The following is a 17,311-nucleotide window of genomic DNA, read 5'->3' as shown; positions in this document are numbered from 1 at the left end:
CGACGCGATCCGGGTTAGGTTTCCCGCATGGCCGGAAAGGTGCCTTCGGTGGAGCTGGAGGTCGGGGACCGCGTCGTGCGGATCTCGAACCCGGATCGCGTCTACTTCCCCGCACGCGGGGAGACCAAGCTCGACCTCGCCAACTACTACCTGTCGGTCGGCGACGGGATCGTGCGCGCGTTGCGCGAGCGGCCGTGCATGATGCACCGCTTCCCGTCCGGGGTGGCCGGCGAGAAGGTGCACCAGAAGCGGCTGCCCAGCGGCGCGCCGCCGTGGGTGCGGACCGTGCGCGTGCACTTCCCCCGGTACAACCGGCACGCCGACGAGCTGTGCGTGACCGACGTGGCGGACGTGGTGTGGGCGGTGCAGATGTCGACGGTGGAGTTCCACCCGTGGAACTCGCGCAGCGCCGACACGGAGAAGCCGGACGAGTGGCGCATCGACCTCGACCCGATGCCGGACTGCCCGTTCGACCGGGTGCGGCGGGTCGCGCACGTGGCGCACGAGGTGCTGGACGACCTGGGCGCGGTGGGCTGGCCCAAGACGTCGGGTGGCTCCGGCCTGCACATCTACGTGCGGATCAAGCCGGAGTGGGGTTTCGCCGACGTGCGGCGGGCGGCGCTGGCGTTCGCCCGGGAGGTGGAGCGGCGGGCGCCGGACGACGTGACCACGGCGTGGTGGCGACGCGACCGCGACCCGCGCAGCCTGTTCGTGGACTACAACCAGAACGCGCGCGACCACACGATCGCCAGCGCGTACTCGGTGCGCGGCGTGCCGGAGGCGACCGTGTCCACGCCGGTGCGGTGGGACGAGATCGACTCGCTGGACCCGCGTGACTTCACCATCGCCACGGTGCCCGCCCGGTTCGCGGAGCTGGGCGACCTGCACGCCGGGATCGACGACGCGGTGTTCTCGCTGGAGCCGTTGCTGGAGTGGGCCGACCGCGACGGGGTGGACGTGCCGGAGCCCTAACGCAGGACGCGGGGCCGGCGGCGGCCCAGCGCGATGCCGTTCTCCACGTGGTGAAGCGCCTCCCGTTCGGTCCAGCCCTCGATGCCGTTGTGCCTCGCGGCCGCGGCCAGCAGCACCGCCATCGCGGTGGCCTCGTCCAGCCAGCCGGCGCCGACCAGCTCGCCGAGCCGGCACGCGGCGGTGAACACGATGTGCGCGCGTGCGCCGGGGCGTGCCTCGCGGACGCGTTCGGCCTCGCCTTCGACCACGGCGGCGCGGTAGGCGTCGACCCGGCGCGGCGACGGGCGTTGGGTCGGGATCGGCAGGTCTTCCGGTGGCGGCGGGGTCAGCACGGCGACCAGCCACTCGGGCGCGGGCGCGACCGGCGCGTCCCGCACCACCCGGTAGCGGTCGGGGCCGAGCAGGGAGCCGGCGGCGACCACGTACCCGCCGACGCCTCGCGTGTCGACGTGCGGCGCGATCCGGCCGGCGGTGTTGCCCAGCGGCACGTCCGGCGCCTGGAAGTAGCGGTGCTCTCCCCCGCTGGGCGTCGCCACCGTGTAGGTGTCGCGCGGGTCCTCGTCGCCGTGCTGCCAGGCGCGGCGGGCGAACGCCTCGCGGCCGTGCGGCACGTCGAGGTCGACCACGAGCAGCCCGGCCGGGCCGCACGCGATGCCGACGTTGTAGGCGCGGCGCGACCACCAGTGCCTGATCCGGTCGCGATCCAGGGTGGCCTCGTCGTCCCAGCCGCGCAGCGCGGGCGTCTTCCCGTGCGGCTGCAACGGCATCACGGGCCAACCCCTGGTCGCGGCGGCCAACGCCGCCCGGTACCTGGTCATGCTCGTTCCCCCTAGTGTCGGGCAACGGGGGAAGCGCCGCCGATCTCCAGTGTGCCGGGGTCGGGACGGCCGGTACAGGGCCACCAGGATGCTGTGCACGGCTCCGTCACGTCGCGACGTCTCGCCCAGCTCGCGCGCTGAGCCGGAGGTGGCGCGACACCGGCACCGGTTCTTCGGGTGCCCGCCGCGGCTCCTCGGCAACCCTGGCCGGGCGAGGTCCGCGAGAGGTGTATCGGGGGCCCAGGCGGGTAGGCCAGTGGTTCGCCACGAGTGGAGGGGAGCCGACCATGCCCGATCCCGGGAGCCACGCCTACGACGTGCGCCGCACGCGCCTGCGTGGCGAGTACGACGACCGGGGTGTGCCGGACCGGCACGCCGACCGGGCCGCCAACGAGGAGCTCCAGCGCGACAACCCGCCGCGTCCGGTCGGCGACCGGGCGGCCGGTCCTCCCGGCGGCGGTGGCGGTGTCGAGGAGGACGGTGGCCTGCACGCGCGCAGTTCCGCGTTCAGCGGTCACACCCTGATCCCCGACCGGTACTCCTACGAGGGCGGCAACACGTCGCCGCCGCTGGAGTGGTCCGACGTGCCGGCGGGCACGGCGGAGCTGGCGCTGCTGTGCGAGGACCCCGACGCGCCGGGCGGCACGTTCACGCACTGGGTGGTCACCGGCATCCCGGCGGACGTGACCGCGGTCGAGGAGGGCGCCGCGCCGAAGGGCTCGGTCGAGGGCCGCAACGGCTTCGGAGAGCAGGGCTGGGGCGGGCCACGCCCGCCGGTGGGCGACGAGCCGCACCGCTACTTCTTCCGGGTCTACGCCGTCGACCGGCCACTGGGCCTCGGCGAGGACGCGACCGCCGACGACCTGCGCGCCGCGGTCGAAGGCCGGGTGCTGGCCCACGGCACGCTGGTCGGGCTGTTCGCCCGCTGACCGGCAGCGCTCCCGGGCCGCTCTGCCCGAACGTGCCTTGCGCCCGCCGCCATGAAGCGACCTTGTGGACCCTGAGCACGGCGGCGGGTGGTGGGCCGCGACGGTCCGCCACCCGCCGGCGCGTCAGCCGAGCACCGCGATGGTGGCCCGGCAGCCGCCGTAGCAGAAGCCGCCGACGCGGAAGTACCGCCCGGTCGACCACGCGGACGCCGTGTCCGGCAGCGCGGTGATGCCGCGCATCGAGCTGTGCGCCAGCCCTTCCGGGGATTCCGTGCTCCAGTCACCCGCCCGGTGGTGGCCGAGGAACGGCATCGACTCGCGGCCCACCTTGGTCTCGCCGGCCACCCACAGGCCGCCGCGCCCGTCGTCGGCCGCCGCGTTGAGCCTGGTCCCGGCGGCGACGAGCGGCATCTTCACCTCCGTCCACGCGCTGCCGGTCCAGCTCAACGTCAGCGGGCGGCCGTCCGCCCGGCCCACCGCCCACACCGCGGCGCCCACCGCGACCACGTCGGTCAGCTCGACCTGGTGCGCGCCGAAGGTCGGCACCGGCACCTCGCGCCACGCGACGCCGTTCCAGCGCCACGTCACGCCACGCGAGGCGGCGCCGGCGAGCCCGCCATCGGTGCCGACGGCCCACACGTCACCTGCCGACGTGCCGGACACGCCCTTGGCCTCGCCGTACGTGCCCGCCGACGGCAGGGCGAACCGCTCCAGCACGGTGCCGTTCCAGCGGTGCGCGACCGGGCGCTGGGTGAGGCCGGAGCCTTCACGTCCCACCGCCCAGCCGGTGCTGTCGGACACGAACGCGACGTCGGACAGCCGGGCCTGCTCGCCGTCCGGCACGACCCCGACGGCCTTCGACCACACCCCGCCGCGCTGCGCCAGCAGCAGCGGCCGGGTCGCGCCGGAGACCCAGTCCTGGCCCGCGGCGAGCACCCCGCCGCCGCGGGTGTGCACGCCGAACAACGCCGAGTAGCCCGTCCGCGCCGGCAGGTTCTCCTCGTGCCGCCACTGGGAGCCGTCCCACCGCAGCAGGAACAGCCCGCCGGCGCTCTCGCCCATGCCCACGGCGTAGGCCAGGTCCGGCCTCACCGCGCTGACGTCCTCCAACAGGTAGTCGAGCCCCGACTCCGGCGCCTCGACCCGCGTCCAGCCACCGGTGTCCGCCGTCGCGGTCGCGGTCGTCGAGAGCACGCCGAGCGCGACCGCCACCGCGGTCGCCTTCCAGTTCACGCCCACCATCACCTCCATGTGATCATCCGTGACCGAGTGTGGTGAGGGCATGGAGGAACCGGAAGGGCCGCGCGGTGACGGTAAGGAGGCGGTAAGACGCGGGAGGTGCGGGCGAATCACTCACACGGGGAAGCGGCGTTCATCCCTTCGGGTAGTGATAATGGCGTCCAGGTCCCATAACATGGCTGTAGGGGGCGCTATGAATCGCAATGAGGTCATGGACGCCGGTGACCTCGTCGAAAGATTCGCGCGCCGACTCCGGTTGTTCGATTCCAACGCCGATGGCGTCGTGCGCCGGCGGGACGTGGTGGCGGTCGCCGAACGGCTGATCCGGGCGTTCCGCGTCGACACTCACTCGATCGGGGCCGAACGCCTCCGCACCGCGTACGAAATGCTGTCGTTGGCGCTGCTCGCGGATTTCGGCGACCTGGCCCGGGACGAGGTCGCGATGCCGGGGTTCACCGCGGCGCTGGCCGCCGACCCCGCCCGGATGGCCGGCCTGGGCCGCCGGATCGCGCGCACCGACGCGCTGGCCGTGCGCGAGTGCCTCGCGCCGATCGGCGTGGCCGTGAAAGCCGAGCACATCGCCGAGGTGATCGTGGTGCTCGGCGCGCACCCCGGCCACCAGCCCGTCATCCAGCAGGCGCTGGAACGCGACGGCGCGCTGATCCGGCTGGCCGCCACGATCCGGCCGTTCGCCGACCACTTCGCCGGTTCGGGCTACCGGGGTCTTTACGGCCGGCCATAAAGTCGCGGACATGGCGGAATCGGACGACCAGTACGACGCGCTCGCCGCGCTCTACGAGCGCACCAAGCACATCCCGACCGGGTTGGCCGAACGCGCCACGCTCCTCGCCGCACTGCCCGACCTGCGCGGGAAGTCGGTGCTCGACGTCGCCTGCGGCACCGGCTTCTACCCGCGCGAGTTCCGCCGCCTCGGCGCGGACCGGGTCGTGGGCGTCGACTCGGCGAACGAGATGGTCGCCCACGCGCGCGAGGTGGAGAGCCGCACGCCGCTCGGCATCACCTACCACCGGCACGACGCGGACACGTTGCCGGTGCTGGGCGTCTTCGACGTGGTGACCGCGATCTGGCTGCTCGGGTACGCCGAGGACGAGGCCGCGCTCGACCGGATGATCGGCAACCTGCGCGCCAACCTCACGCCCGGCGGCACGCTCGCCGTGGTGGTGCCCAACCCCGACGCGGACTGGGACGTGCTCGCCGACTACGCCCGCTACGGCTACGAGGTGATCCGCACCGGGCCGCCCGACGTGCGGCAGCCGGTGGTGGTGCGCGTGCTCGGCGACCCGCCGTTCGACTTCGACTCGTTCTACTGGCCGGCCGGGGCGTTCGAGGCCGCGCTGACCCGCGCCGGGCTGCACGACGTCACCCGGCACGCCACCGTGGTCCCCGAGGACGACCGCGGCGAGGAGTTCTGGGGTCCGCTGCGCCGCAGCCCGAGCTTCGCGGTGTTCACCGGTCGCGCCTGACCCGGGCCTCGCCGTCGGGCCCGGATGGCAGGATTTCCCCGTGACCGTTCCCGCAGTGCTGCGCACGCTGGCCCGGCTCAGCGCGTCCGAGCAGCCGCAGCGGGTCCAGCTCGACCTGACCAGGACGGCCGGGCTCGTGTGGCTGGGCGCCGACGAGTCCGCGTGGCGGACCCTCGCCCAGAACCTGGCGCCGCCCGCCTGGACGCCGGTGCCGTGGACGGCGCGGCCCGGCCAGCAGGCGACCGTCGACCGGCTCGCCTCGTTCGACGCGTTGCACCAGGAAGAACGGCTGCTGCGGCTGGGCTGGGCGTTCCTGTGCGGGCCGGCGACGCTGAACGGCCAGCGCAGGCGGGTGTGCCTGCCGCTGGTGTCGCGGCCGGTCCGGCTGCACCCGGCGGGTCGGCGCGGCTACGTCTTCCACATCGCGGGCGACGTGGGGATGTTCCCGCTGCTCGACGACTGGTCCAAGGCTGCGGAGCTGGAGACGCGGCTGGCCAGGGGCACGGAGTGGATCAGCGCGACGTTGGCCGCGAGCGGGTTCGCCGACGTGCCGGTGCTCGGGCCCGACCACGACCCGAGCCGGCTGGTCGGCGGCGACGAGCTGGTCGTGGTGGCCGGCGCCGGGCTGCACGCGGGCGAGCCGGTGGTCAGCACCGAGCGGGGCGCCGCGCTCTACGCGTGGGCCCGCCGCGCCGGCGTGGAGCGGACGGCGCTGGCCGGGCTGTACTCGTCGGCGGAGGACGCGGCGGTGGACGACAGCGTGGTGCACGGGGCGGTGCCGTTGAGCCCGAGCCAGCATGCGGCCGTGTCCGCGGCCCGCACCGCGCCGGTGACCGTGATCGGCGGACCGCCGGGCAGCGGCAAGACCCACACGCTGGCCGCGATCGCGCTGGACGCGGTGGCGTCGGGCCGTTCGGTGCTGCTGGCGAGCCGGACCCGCAACGCCGCCGACGTGCTCGGTGAGGCGTTGCGCCGCGCCGGCGGGCCGGTGCCGGTGCTGTTCGGCGACTCCGAGCTGCGGCAGGAGATGGCGCGGGAGCTGGGCGCCGGCCTGGCCGCCACCACCGCGAAGGGCGAGCTGGACCGGCTCGACCGGAGCAGGCAGGGCGCGGTCGCGGCGGTGGCGCGGGTCGAACGCGCGGTGCGCGAGGCGTTGCGGGACGAGGAGCTGGTCGCGGCGGCGGTGCGGTTCGAGGCGCTGATGCCGGCGCACCGGGTCGTGGCGCCGCGCGCGTTCGGCGAAGGCGTGGACTTCGACCGGCTGCACGGGTTGCTGCGCCCGCGGCACGGGCTGTTCGGCGGGGTGAGGACGCGGTGGGCGGTCCGGTCCGCGCGGCGGCTGGCGGGCGCGGCGGACGACGTGGACGTGGTGGACCTGGAAGCGGCGGTGCGGGCCGCCGAGCAGTCCGCCGCGCAGGTCCGGGTCGCCGCGAACGGCGGCACGTCGCTGGACGCCCTGCGCGGGCTGCTGGCCGAGGAGGACGCGCGCGGCCACGCCGCGATCGCCGCGTGGCTGGCCACCCTGGCGGTGAGCCGTCATGGCGCGGGGCCGCGCCGGGCGGTGGCGGCGCTGGCGACGGCGCTGCGGTCGGGTCGGGCGGCGCGGCGGCGGGCGTTGGCGGACGTGTCGCCGGCGGACCTGGCGCAGGCCCTGCCGCTGTGGGTGGGCACGTTGGCCGACGTGGAGGACATCCTGCCCGCCGTGCCGGGCATGTTCGACCTGGTCGTGATCGACGAGGCGAGCCACGTGGACCAGCCGCTGGCGGCGCCCGCGCTGCTGCGGGGCAGGCGTGCCGTGATCGGCGGCGACCCGCGCCAGCTGCGGCACGTGTCGTTCGTCGGCGAGCAGGCCGTGCGCGAGGCGTTGACGGCGGAGGGCACGGAGTCGTTGGCGGACCGGCTGGACGTGCCGAAGGTCAGCCTGTTCGACGCGGGCACGGCGGCGGCCGGGGTGCACTGGCTGACCGAGCACCACCGCTGCGCGCCGCACCTGATCGGGTTCGCCGCGACCCGGTTCTACGAGGGGCGGATCGCGCTGCTCACCACGCACCCGGCGATCGCGGACGTGGACTGCATCGACGTCGAGCACGTCGAAGGCGTCCGTGACGACAAGGGCGTCAACGAGGTCGAGGTGGACGCGGTGCTCGCGCACCTGCGCCGCCGGATCGCCGCGGGTGTCCGCTCGATCGGCGTCGTGACGCCGTTCCGGGCGCAGGCGGACGCGTTGGAACAGGCGCTGCTCGACCGCCTCAGCCTGGACGAGATCACCACGGGCGGGGTGCGCGTCGGCACCGTGCACGGCGTGCAGGGCTCGGAGTTCGACGAGGTCGTGATCAGCCTGGCGCTGACCGACGCCGACCGACCGGCCGCCTGGCGGTTCGCCAACGACCGCAACCTGCTCGCCGTGCTGACCACGCGGGCGCGGCGGCTGGTGCACGTCGTCACGTCGGCCACCAAGCCGGTCGGGCTCCTCGCCGAGTACCTGCGGCACGCGGAGGTGCCGCCGACCGAGACCGAGGGCGCCCCGCCGTCCGACGAGTGGACGCGGCGGTTGGCGGCCGAGCTGACCGGTCTCGGCCTGACCTCGCGCACCGGCTACCCCGTCGGCCAGTGGCGGGTCGACCTGGTGGTGGGCGAACGCGCGTCGGCCGTCGCCCTGGACACCCGGCCGCACCCGGACGGCGCCGCGGCGCACGTGGCCCGGTGGCGTGCCCTGCGCGGCGCGGGCTGGCGGGTGCACGACGCGTTCCCCAGCCGGTTCGCCGACGACCCGGCGCGGGCCGCGGTGGAGCTGGCGCAGGAACTCGCGCCGGGACCGACTACGCCCGCTCGCGCAGCCAGTCCAGCGCCGACGGAGCGGACGTGACGATCGAGATGTGCCCGTCGTCCGGGGAGAGCCGCAGTTCGGCCGCGGCGCACCGGCGCGCCAGCCACTCGGCGTGCGAGCTGGGCACCACGCGGTCGCGCCGACCGTGCAGCAGCAGCACCGGCGCGGTCACGTCGGCGGGGTCGAAGCCCCACGGGCCGACGTAGGCGAGGTCGTCGTCGATCAACGCGGCCGGCCCCGCCTGCACGGCGGGCCCGACGACGTCGTTGAACCACGACCAGTCACCGGTGAGCGCGGCGAGGTCCGCCTCGGTGAACTCCGGGTCGTACACGACGCTCGACGCCTCGAACCGCTCCTTCACCGCACGGCCCGCCTCGGCCGCGCGCAACGACGCCACGCCGGACGCCGCCATGCCCGCGAACCAGTCCAGGCCGTCCGCGTCACGGGGCGCGAGCCCGGCCACGCTGACCACGCCGAGCACCCGTTGCGGCAGCAGGGCGCCACACGCGAGGGCGTGCGGCCCGCCACCGGAGTGCCCGAACACGGCGAACCGGTCGATGCCCAACGCGTCGGCGACGGACGCGGCACAGCCGGCGGCGGACGCGACGTCCCGACCGGGATCCGGCGTGGACCGGCCGTAGCCGGGGCGGTCGTAGGACACCCAGCGGAGGCCGAGCCGTTCGGCGGCGGCGAAGAGCGGCGCGGGAGGTGCGCCGACGTTCGGTGTGCCGTGGTGCCAGATCACGGCCAGGTCGCCCGCGCCCGTGTCGTACGCGTGCAGCGTGCGGCCGTCGGGCAGGTCGATGTCGATCTCCGTCACCACGGGCGGAGCCTAACAGCGGGCGGGTGGACGGCTCGGCCGATCGGGCCGCGGAGCCCGTGCGCGACGTGACGTCGGAAAGTGATGGAGATCGTGGTTTGGCGTGTCCGCCGAACGGTTACCTCCTGCGTGCGCCTTGAGCCGACAGGGTGCCGGAGGAGCGTGCGATGAACACGGTGGACCTGCCTGACGACGGGCTCGACCTGGCGCTGGGCGGCGTCCGAACACCCGACGGCATCGCCGGTTGGGTGCGACAGGTCGCTTACGAGGTGGACGGGAGGCGCGTCGCGGACCTGGCGTCGATCGCCACCGAACTGGTGGGCAACGCGCGGCAGCACGCCGAGGGGCCGTGGCGGTTGCGGTTGCTGCGGGTCGACGAACGGCACGTCGTGCGGGTCGAGGTGGAGGACCGCAGCCCCAGCCTGCTGCCCGTGCTCGGCAGACCGGACGACCCGGCGGCGGGCAGCGGGCTGTTACTGGTCAACCGGTTGTCCGTGCGCTGGGGGTTCGACCACCACGAGGAACGCAAGGTGGTGTGGGCCGAAGTGCCCACGAGCTGACGCGGCGCGGTGGTGCGGGGTCCGCGGCGCGTGCGGACCCCGCACCACCGGTCAGCGGTCGACCTCCGCCAAGACCCAGGAGGAGACCGCCGAGTAGTAGTCCCGCGCGTCGGGCGCGAGGTTGATCGAGTGGCCGTAGCCGCGCACCACGTGGGCCCGCAGCGGACCGCGGAAGTACGGCGCCTCCGCCGCGTGCAGCGCCTCCGACGTCGAGCAGTCCGTGGCGAGGAGGCCGCACACCGCCGCGTCCCGCGAGCCGACCGCGGTCATCACCGGCACGTCGATCAGCAGGCTGTACGGCAGCAGCACGGCCACGCCGAGCCCGTCGGCGGCCTCGGTCGGCGAGAACACGTCCTTGGTGGCCTCTTCCAGCTCCATCACGTCCGGCGCGAGCGCACCGGGGGCGTGGAAGCTGGCGTACCGGGTGCCGGGCGCGGTGGTCAGGTAGCCGAGCGGGTGGAGCAGGCCGAACTTCGGGTCGAGGTTGGCGGGGCGGAAGTTCGCGAACGCCGCCGCCACGCCGGCCGGGTTCACCCGGTGCGTCATGCCGGTCAGCAGCACGCCGTCCACGTCCCGGTACGTGCCCGCCTCCACCACGGCGACCGCCGCGCCGAGCGAGTGGCCGCCGATGACGACCCGGCTGAACCGCGGCCCGTACGCGCCGCTCTTCAGGCCCCGCACGACCTGGTGCATGGCGTCGGCCTGGACGAACGCGGTCAGCGTCACGGCGAGGGGCCGCGAGCTGCGGCCGGTGCCGAGCCGGTCGACGGCGAACGTGGCGATCCCGGCCGCGTTCTGCGCGGCGCGGAACGAGTGCCTGCCGTCCGGGAAGTCCCAGTAGGAGCTGTTGTAGGTGGAGCCGGGGACGAGCAGCTGGACGGTGGTGGCTCCGGCGACCGGCGCGCACAGGGTGCCGTGCACGACTTCGCGGTGGCCGAGGACGGTCACCGGGGCGTCGACGTCACGGCAGGTGGCGGCGGTCGAGGCGGACGCGGACGTCAGCAAGGACGCCAGCAGGAGCGCCACCAGGCCGACGGCGAGTGGGTACCGCAAGAAGGATGACCTCCATCAGGGAGCGGAACGGCGGTGTGCGGTCATCGGCAGCCGGTTGGGGTACAGCAGGCCGATCACCTTGGGGCGCACGGGTTCGCCCGGCACGGGCACGAGTCGCCAGCGGGCGGCGAGGGTGGCCGCGACGATCGCGATCTCGATGTGCGCGAACGCGTGGCCCGGGCAGTGGTGCAGGCCGCCGGCGAACGGCACGTAGGCGCCCTTGGGCAGGGCGGCGGCGCGTGCGGGCAGCCACCGGTCGGGGTCGAAGCGCGCAGGGTCGTCGTAGTAGCGGGGATCGTGGTGCAGCGCGTGCGGGCTGAAGCCGACCTCGGCGCCCGCGGGCAGGCGTACGCCGCCCAACGAGACCGACGTGTTGGCGCGCCGCAGCATGAGCCACAACGGGTAGCGGCGCAGCACCTCGGTGATCACGCGTTGCAGGTACGGCAGCCGGCGCAGGTCGTCGACCGTCGCGGCGCGGCCGGCGAGCACGTCGTCCACCTCGGCGTGCACCCGGCGTTCCACCTCGGGGTCGCGGGCCAGTTCGTGGAACAGCCAGGACAGCGCGATCCCGGTGGTCTCGGTGCCCGCGGTGAGCAGGGTGACCACCTCGTCGCGGACCTGCTGCCGGTCCATCGCCGCGCCGGTGCCCTCGTCACGCGCGTTCAGCAGCGCGGAGAGCAGGTCGTCGCGGTCGCCGCGGGCGGAGTCGACCACGTCGTCCACGACCCGGTGCACGTGCGCGACGGCCCGGTCGAAGCGGCGGTTCGCCGGGATCGGCAGCTTCTCCAGCCCGGCGGGCGACAGCGCGCGGACCACGCCGAGCCGGATCAACGTCGGCGTGTGCGCCCGGATCTCCGCGCTCACCGACGGACCGAAGTCGGCGGAGAACAGCGTGCGGCCGACGACGGTGATCGCCAGGTCCTGCATGACGCGGTCCAGTTCCAGGACTTGTCCATCCCGCCAGGAATTCGCGAGTTCGGCGGCCAGTGCGGTCATCGTCTCCGAATACCGGGTGAGCGGACGGCGGTGGAATGCGGGCTGGATCATCCGGCGCTGCCTGCGGTGGACATCGCCGTCGGTGCTGACCAGCCCGTTCCCGAACGCCCGCCGCAGTTTGTCGACGAAGATGCCCTTGTCGAACTTGTCCGTCTCACCGGTGAGCACCTGGTGCGCCAATTCGGCGGTGGTGACGAAGTGCAGCGGGAGTCTGCCCAGGTAGACGCGCACGACCGGGCCGTGCGACCGCAGATCGGCGGTGAACGCGAGCCGTTGCCGCAGCAGGCTCGCGGTGTGCCCGAGCAGCGGTAATCGCCCGGGAACCGTGGGCGCCTCGGTTATCCCGGTTTCGCCTGCATTCGGACTGGAGGTCATCGGCGTGCACTCTATGCGCCATTCGGAGCCGGACGGGATCGCGCATTGGAGTTAAGTTGACGGATCGGCTGGTGTCGACGCCGGCCAGGCGGTTGGATGTCATGGTCCGCCCGTCCCCGACCGATTCACGAAAGCGCGGAGCGCGCCATGAACGACCTGGACTGGGTGCCCGAAGGCATCGACACCACCGTGCCGAGCGTGGCCAGGACCTACGACTACCTGCTCGGCGGCGCGCACAACCTCGCCGTCGACCGGGCCATGGGCGACCAGATGCTCCAGGTCCTGCCCGGCGCGCGCGACCTGGTCCGGCTGAACCGGTCGTTCCTGCGCCGCGCCGTCACCCACCTCGCCGAACGCGGCGTGCGGCAGTTCCTCGACATCGGCTCGGGCATACCGACCGTGGGCAACGTGCACGAGATCGCGCAGGAGGTGGCGCCGGACTGCCGGGTGGTCTACGTCGACAAGGACCCGGTCGCGGTCGCGCACAGCCGCCTGCTGCTGGCCGACGACGAGAACACCGCGGCGGTGCAGGCGGACCTGCGCGAGCCGGACGACGTGCTGAGCCGGCCCGAGGTGACCGGCCTGCTGGACTTCGACGAGCCCGTCGCGCTGCTCCTGCTGCTGGTCGTGCACTTCGTCCGGCCGGAGGAGGAGCCGGGCAAGCTGCTGGCCAAGTACCGCGACCGGCTCGCGCCGGGCAGCTTCATGGTGATCTCGCACGCCACCGCCGACGACCGCGCGGAGACGATGCGGCGCGCGGCGGACACCGTGCGGGAGAGCCGGTCGAAGGACAACCTGGTGTACCGCACGCGCGCCGAGGTGACGGCGTTGTTCGACGGGTACGAGCTGGTCGAGCCGGGTGTGGTGGGGCACGCGCTGTGGCGGCCGGGAGGCGCGGGCGACATCGCCGACCGGGCCGAGGACAACACCCAGGTGTGGGCGGGCGTCGGCCGCAAGCCGGATCGGGAGTCCGGTCGTGAGCCGGTGGCCGGAGCCCGCTGATGACCGCCGCGCTGCCCCAGGACGCGGACGGGCTGCGGGCCCGGACCAGGCTCGCCAAGAAGTGGGCGTACCTGCTCAGCTCCCGCACGTTCGTCCCGCTCGCGAGCGTCGAGCTGGAACGGCAGCTGCTCGGGCTGGTCGAACGGCTGTGCGCGGGCGTGGCGACCGAGGCGCTGGCGCCGCGCGCGGGCCGCGAGGTCGCCGACGCGCTGGTCGCCCTGAACTGCACCACGGCCGAGGCGCTCCGCATCTCGGTGGAGATCGTGGGCAAGGGCCTGCTCGGCATGCCCGCCCTCGCGCCGCCGGACAAGCTGCGCGAACGCGTGGTCGACGTGGTCGCCTCGCTCTCGGCCGGGTTCGTCGACCGGATCCGCGCCACCGTCCTGGCCCAGCAGGAGCAGCTGGGCCGCTCGCTGTACAAGGCGATGCGCGAGGCGCAGGTGGAGCTCCAGTACAGCGAAGCCAGGTTCGAGCTGCTGGAGCACCACCTGTCGACCGGCATCGCGACGGCCGACCCGGACGGCAGGCTGGTGCGGTGCAACGGCGCGCTGGCCCGGATCGTGGACCGGCCGACCGCCGAGCTGGCCGGGTCGTCGCTGTTCGACCTCGCGCACCCGGACGAGCGGGTGGCGTTGCGGGCGGACTTCGCGCAGCTGGTCGAGGACGGCACGGCGTCGATCACCCAGCCGCGCCAGCTGCTGCGCGGCGACGGCGAGCCGGCCTGGGTGATGCTCGGGCTGTCGCCGCTGCGCCGGCTCGAAGGCCGCGCCCAGGTGATCGTGCTCGCCGAGGACGCCACCGACGTCAACCTGCTGCAGGGCCAGCTCAACCACCAGGCGCTGCACGACGTGCTGACCAGGCTGCCGAACCGCCAGTACTTCACCAGCAGGCTGGAGCAGGCGCTGCGCACGGCCGATCCCGGCACCGGCGTCAGCGTGTTCCACCTCGACCTCGACGGCTTCTCCCGGATCACCGGCGGCCTCGGCCGCGAGGTCGGCGACCACGTGCTGAAGGTCGTCGCCGGACGGCTGGAGGCGGTGGTGGCCGAGGAGAACGCGATGGTGGCCCGGTTCGGGCACGACGAGTTCGCGATCCTGATCGAGAACACCGCGACCACGCCCGACGTGGTGACCACGGTCCGGCGGATCAACGACCTGCTGTCCGCGCCGTTCCACTCCGACGGCAGGCGGGTGGCGGTGTCGGCCACGATCGGCGTCGTGCACCGGCCGCCGCGCGACTCGGCGCCCGCGGACCTGCTCGACTCGGCCGACCTGGCGTTGCGCCGCGCCAAGGGCACCGGGCGCCGGCAGTGGGAGCTGTCCGACCAGGCGCAGGACGGCCGGGACCGGCGCGCGTTCAGCCTGGCCGCGACCATGCCCGGCGCGTGGGAGAACGGCGAGATCCGGGTGCTGTACCGGCCGGTGGTGCGGCTGGCGGACGAGGTGGTGGAGTCGGCCGAGGCGGTGCTGCGGTGGGACCACCCGACGTTGGGCCCGCTGCCGCACGAGCAGTGCCTGGCCTTGGCCGAGGACACCGGGCTGATCGTGCCGCTCGGCACGTGGGCGCTGCGGTCGGCGTGCGAGCAGGCCCGGTCGTGGCAGCGGGAGCTGGGCAGGCGCGTGCCGGTGCGGTGGGCGTTGACGCCGAGCCAGGCGGCGGACCCGGAGCTGCACGGCTTGGTGCGGGAGGCGTTGTCCGACACCGGGTTGCCCGCGGCGTCGTTGCGGCTGGGCGCGCCCGCTCAGGCGTTGTTCGGCGAGCGCGGCGACGCGGCCGACACGCTGCGGTACCTGGCCGAGGACGGGGTCGGCGTCGAGGTGGAGGACTTCACCGCCGCGCCGGACGACCTGGTGCGGCTGCTCGACGGCGTGCCGGTGCGGGCGGTGCGGCTGGCGCAGTCGCCCGCCGCGCGACCGGGCACGGCGGTGGCGCGGGCGTTGGCCGGTGTGCTGGAGGTGGTGCGTGACGTCGGCGTCGGCGTGACCGCCGCCGACGTCACGACACCGGAACAAGCCCGGTGGTGGCGGGAGGTGGGTGCGGACACCGCGTCCGGTCCCCTGTTCGCTCCCGCCGGTCCACCGGACGTGATCACCCGATAGCGCAAGTCAACGCAGGCGCTGTCGGGGAGCCAGTGGCCAGGTACCCGAAGGTGACGCTCTCCCCCGGCTTGATCGCCGAGTTCCACGAGAGGTTCCTGGCCGTCGCGGTCGTGCCGTCGGTGGTGATGGTCGCGCCCCAGGCGTGCCGGACGTGTCCGTTCGGGAACGGCCAGCTCACCCGCCAGCCCGCGGACGGCGAGTTCTCCTGGTGCCGCACGGTGATCTCGACGTGGTGCCCGGTGCCCCACTGCGCCACCACGCGCATGGTCGCGGCGCAGTCGCCCTGGGTCGTCTTGAAGTCCGGCAGCTCGTCGAGCGTGATCACGTTCGCGTGGTCGTACACGCGTTGCACGAAGTCGCGCGGGTTGACCACGCCGTCCTGGATGAACGAGCCGGACCAGGTGACGAACCAGGACCAGCGGGCCTCGTAGGCGCGCACCAGGTCCGGGTCCGGGATGGAGCCGACCTCGCCCAGGGCGACCAGCTTGCGGTCGTCACCGAGGTCGACCAGCTTGTCGTACGGGCCGATCACCGGACCGTGGTCGCCCTGCGGCGGGTACGAGTCCATGCTGACCACGTCGACCACGTCGGCGCCGGGGTACCAGTCGGGCGAGACGGAGTTCCACACCCAGATCAGGTTGTGCAGGCCGTGGTGCCCGACCAGGCGCTGGTGCAGCAGGCGGTAGAGCTCCTTGGCGGGGCCGGGACCCTTGGCGCCCCACCAGAACCAGCCGCCCTCGGCCTCGTGCAGCGGTCGCCACAGCACCGGCACTCCCGCGTCGGCGAGCCGCTTGAGCTGCACGGCGATGGCGTCCATGTCGCGGATCAGCAGCCGGTAGTCGGCCGAGGTCGGGTCGGCCAGCGCGGCGGCGAGGTCGAACGTGGTCGCGTCGGTGTAGAAGCCGCGCCACCACTCCTTGCCGGGCTGGTCGATCAGGCCGGACGGGGCGTTCCAGTGCCAGGCCAGGGTGACGATGCCGCCGCGGGCGTCGTAGGCGATGGCGTGGTCGACGTCGCGGCCGACGGTGCCGCGCTCGACCCGGCTCGGCGAGTAGTCCATGAGGTCGTAGCCGCCGATGGCGGGCGCCTCGCCGATGTTCTGCTCGACCCAGTCGATGCTCGCCTGGTCCTGCTGGCCGGAGAGGATGTGCTCGCCGTAGTTGTCGGCCAGGTAGCGCATCAGGCCCTTGGCCTCGGCGGTCGCGGCCGGGTCGGTCAGCGCGCCGGTGACCTGGTGCGGGCCGCGCGGCGCGCTGGGCGTCACCTTGATCGCGTCGATCAGGTACCAGCCCCAGTTGTTGGTGATGGTGACCGTGTTGTCGCCCTCGCGCAGCAGCACCTTGCCCGCCGGGATCGACGTGAACGTCGGGTGCTCCGGGAACTGCACGTCGCCGAGCCCGCTGCCGTTGAGCGACAGCGACGCCGTCTTCGCGCCGTACGGGGTGGCGTACAGGATGGTGAGGTCGTGCAGCCCGCCGGGACTGGCCGGGATCGTGATCGTCACGTGGTCCGTGCCGGTGTCGAAGCCCGCCACGTAGCCGCGGCCGGAGAAGCCGGCCACGCTCGACTCGACCACGGTGCCGTTCAGCTCGCCGTCCTCGGCCTCGTGCACGCCGGGCGCGGACGGTGCGCTGGGTGCCACCTTGATCGCGTCGATCAGGTACCAGCCCCAGCCGCTGGTGAAGGTGACCGTGTTGGCGCCCTCGGCCAGCACCAGCTTCGCGCCGGTGGCCTCGGTGAAGCCCGCGCTCTCGGCCAGGGACACCTCGCCGACGGGGCTGCCGTTGAGCGAGACCGCGGTCTTCTTGGCCCCGTTCGGCGCGGCGTAGCGGACGGTGAGGTCGTGCAGCCCTCCCGGGCTGTCCGGGATCGTCACGGTCACGTGGTCGGCGGCCTCGTCGAACCCGCCGACGTACCCGGTCCCGGAGAAGCCCTCGACGGTCGTCTCGACCACGACGCCGGACAGGGCGCCGTCCTCCGCCTCGATCCACTCGCCCGGTGCGGCGGCCGCCGGCGGTGCGAGCGTCAGGGCTATCAGCGAGACGAGCAGCAACAACCTCACGTCGTATGTCCCTTCACCGCCGTTGGCTGGGGCACGAGCTGGACAGCGCGCCTGGGAGCGCTCCCAGAAGCATAG

At 73.9% G+C, this 17,311-nt stretch carries 14 protein-coding genes; 8 read left to right on the top strand and 6 right to left on the bottom strand.

From position 1 onward, the window contains the following. The first annotated feature begins 27 nt into the window (after nt 1-27). The gene (ligD, locus tag ADK67_RS42615) at nt 28-972 is read left to right on the top strand and encodes a non-homologous end-joining DNA ligase (protein WP_053722280.1); all 945 of its coding nucleotides are present in this window, start codon (nt 28-30) and stop codon (nt 970-972) included. Here the strand turns inward: ligD and ADK67_RS42610 are convergent. Next, nucleotides 969-1,790 (bottom strand): bifunctional DNA primase/polymerase, encoded by an 822-nt coding sequence (locus ADK67_RS42610; RefSeq protein WP_053722279.1) that lies wholly within the window; start codon nt 1,788-1,790, stop codon nt 969-971. The two genes, ligD and ADK67_RS42610, sit on opposite strands and share 4 nt — an antisense overlap. A 485-nt stretch (nt 1,791-2,275) precedes the next feature. Here ADK67_RS42610 and ADK67_RS50105 point away from each other — a divergent pair, with 485 nt between their 5' ends. Continuing rightward, complete coding sequence (locus ADK67_RS50105; RefSeq protein WP_231648643.1) at nt 2,276-2,719, top strand: YbhB/YbcL family Raf kinase inhibitor-like protein; 444 nt, start codon at nt 2,276-2,278, stop codon at nt 2,717-2,719. A 123-nt stretch (nt 2,720-2,842) separates the two neighbouring features. On the opposite strand, the gene ADK67_RS42600 is transcribed toward ADK67_RS50105, so the two are convergent. Next, nucleotides 2,843-3,970: a hypothetical protein gene (locus tag ADK67_RS42600; protein WP_053722278.1), complete on the bottom strand. Its 1,128-nt coding sequence runs from the start codon at nt 3,968-3,970 to the stop codon at nt 2,843-2,845. A 181-nt stretch (nt 3,971-4,151) separates the two neighbouring features. Between ADK67_RS42600 and ADK67_RS42595 the strand changes: the two genes are divergently transcribed. From ADK67_RS42595 to ADK67_RS42585, 3 genes are read left to right on the top strand one after another with little or no spacing between them, the layout of a single operon-like run. Next, entirely contained in the window at nt 4,152-4,700 is a 549-nt protein-coding gene (locus tag ADK67_RS42595) for a hypothetical protein (protein ID WP_157621551.1), read from the top strand. Between the two features lie 10 nt (nt 4,701-4,710). Continuing rightward, nucleotides 4,711-5,442, top strand: coding sequence for a class I SAM-dependent methyltransferase (locus tag ADK67_RS42590; protein ID WP_053722276.1), 732 nt, complete (start codon nt 4,711-4,713; stop codon nt 5,440-5,442). A 40-nt stretch (nt 5,443-5,482) separates the two neighbouring features. Further along, complete coding sequence (locus tag ADK67_RS42585) at nt 5,483-8,308, top strand: AAA domain-containing protein (protein WP_157621550.1); 2,826 nt, start codon at nt 5,483-5,485, stop codon at nt 8,306-8,308. Here ADK67_RS42585 and ADK67_RS42580 read toward each other — a convergent pair. After that, nucleotides 8,262-9,092, bottom strand: coding sequence for an alpha/beta fold hydrolase (locus tag ADK67_RS42580; protein WP_053722274.1), 831 nt, complete (start codon nt 9,090-9,092; stop codon nt 8,262-8,264). The genes ADK67_RS42585 and ADK67_RS42580 overlap by 47 nt on opposite strands. Before the next feature lie 164 nt (nt 9,093-9,256). Between ADK67_RS42580 and ADK67_RS42575 the strand changes: the two genes are divergently transcribed. Beyond that, complete coding sequence (locus tag ADK67_RS42575) at nt 9,257-9,649, top strand: ATP-binding protein (protein WP_053722273.1); 393 nt, start codon at nt 9,257-9,259, stop codon at nt 9,647-9,649. 51 nt (nt 9,650-9,700) lie between these two features. Here ADK67_RS42575 and ADK67_RS42570 read toward each other — a convergent pair whose 3' ends face one another. Both ADK67_RS42570 and ADK67_RS42565 read right to left on the bottom strand, forming a co-directional pair. Continuing rightward, the gene (locus ADK67_RS42570) at nt 9,701-10,702 is read right to left on the bottom strand and encodes an alpha/beta hydrolase (RefSeq protein WP_053722272.1); all 1,002 of its coding nucleotides are present in this window, start codon (nt 10,700-10,702) and stop codon (nt 9,701-9,703) included. A 15-nt stretch (nt 10,703-10,717) separates the two neighbouring features. Beyond that, nucleotides 10,718-12,073, bottom strand: coding sequence for a cytochrome P450 (locus ADK67_RS42565; protein WP_053722271.1), 1,356 nt, complete (start codon nt 12,071-12,073; stop codon nt 10,718-10,720). Between the two features lie 147 nt (nt 12,074-12,220). Between ADK67_RS42565 and ADK67_RS42560 the strand changes: the two genes are divergently transcribed. Next, the gene (locus ADK67_RS42560) at nt 12,221-13,075 is read left to right on the top strand and encodes an SAM-dependent methyltransferase (protein WP_053722270.1); all 855 of its coding nucleotides are present in this window, start codon (nt 12,221-12,223) and stop codon (nt 13,073-13,075) included. Further along, complete coding sequence (locus ADK67_RS42555) at nt 13,075-15,174, top strand: putative bifunctional diguanylate cyclase/phosphodiesterase (protein ID WP_053722269.1); 2,100 nt, start codon at nt 13,075-13,077, stop codon at nt 15,172-15,174. Before ADK67_RS42560 ends, ADK67_RS42555 begins: the two co-directional genes overlap by 1 nt. Here ADK67_RS42555 and ADK67_RS42550 read toward each other — a convergent pair. Beyond that, nucleotides 15,164-17,236: a glycosyl hydrolase gene (locus tag ADK67_RS42550; protein WP_053722268.1), complete on the bottom strand. Its 2,073-nt coding sequence runs from the start codon at nt 17,234-17,236 to the stop codon at nt 15,164-15,166. The two genes, ADK67_RS42555 and ADK67_RS42550, sit on opposite strands and share 11 nt — an antisense overlap. Between the last annotated feature and the right edge of the window lie 75 nt (nt 17,237-17,311).

This window comes from Saccharothrix sp. NRRL B-16348, assembly GCF_001280085.1.
Taxonomy (GTDB): Bacteria; Actinomycetota; Actinomycetes; order Mycobacteriales; family Pseudonocardiaceae; genus Actinosynnema.
This window is presented reverse-complemented; position numbering and strand designations above follow the sequence as displayed.

Bases quoted from the DNA above. Each gene is read 5' to 3' on its own strand.
- ligD (WP_053722280.1), top strand. From the start codon at position 28: ATGGCCGGAAAGGTGCCTTCGGTGGAGCTGGAGGTCGGGGACCGCGTC.
- ADK67_RS42575 (WP_053722273.1), top strand. From the start codon at position 9,257: ATGAACACGGTGGACCTGCCTGACGACGGGCTCGACCTGGCGCTGGGC.
- ADK67_RS42555 (WP_053722269.1), top strand. From the start codon at position 13,075: ATGACCGCCGCGCTGCCCCAGGACGCGGACGGGCTGCGGGCCCGGACC.
- ADK67_RS42600 (WP_053722278.1), bottom strand. From the start codon at position 3,970: ATGGAGGTGATGGTGGGCGTGAACTGGAAGGCGACCGCGGTGGCGGTC.
- ADK67_RS42595 (WP_157621551.1), top strand. From the start codon at position 4,152: ATGAATCGCAATGAGGTCATGGACGCCGGTGACCTCGTCGAAAGATTC.
- ADK67_RS42610 (WP_053722279.1), bottom strand. From the start codon at position 1,790: ATGACCAGGTACCGGGCGGCGTTGGCCGCCGCGACCAGGGGTTGGCCC.
- ADK67_RS42590 (WP_053722276.1), top strand. From the start codon at position 4,711: ATGGCGGAATCGGACGACCAGTACGACGCGCTCGCCGCGCTCTACGAG.
- ADK67_RS42560 (WP_053722270.1), top strand. From the start codon at position 12,221: ATGAACGACCTGGACTGGGTGCCCGAAGGCATCGACACCACCGTGCCG.
- ADK67_RS42565 (WP_053722271.1), bottom strand. From the start codon at position 12,073: ATGACCTCCAGTCCGAATGCAGGCGAAACCGGGATAACCGAGGCGCCC.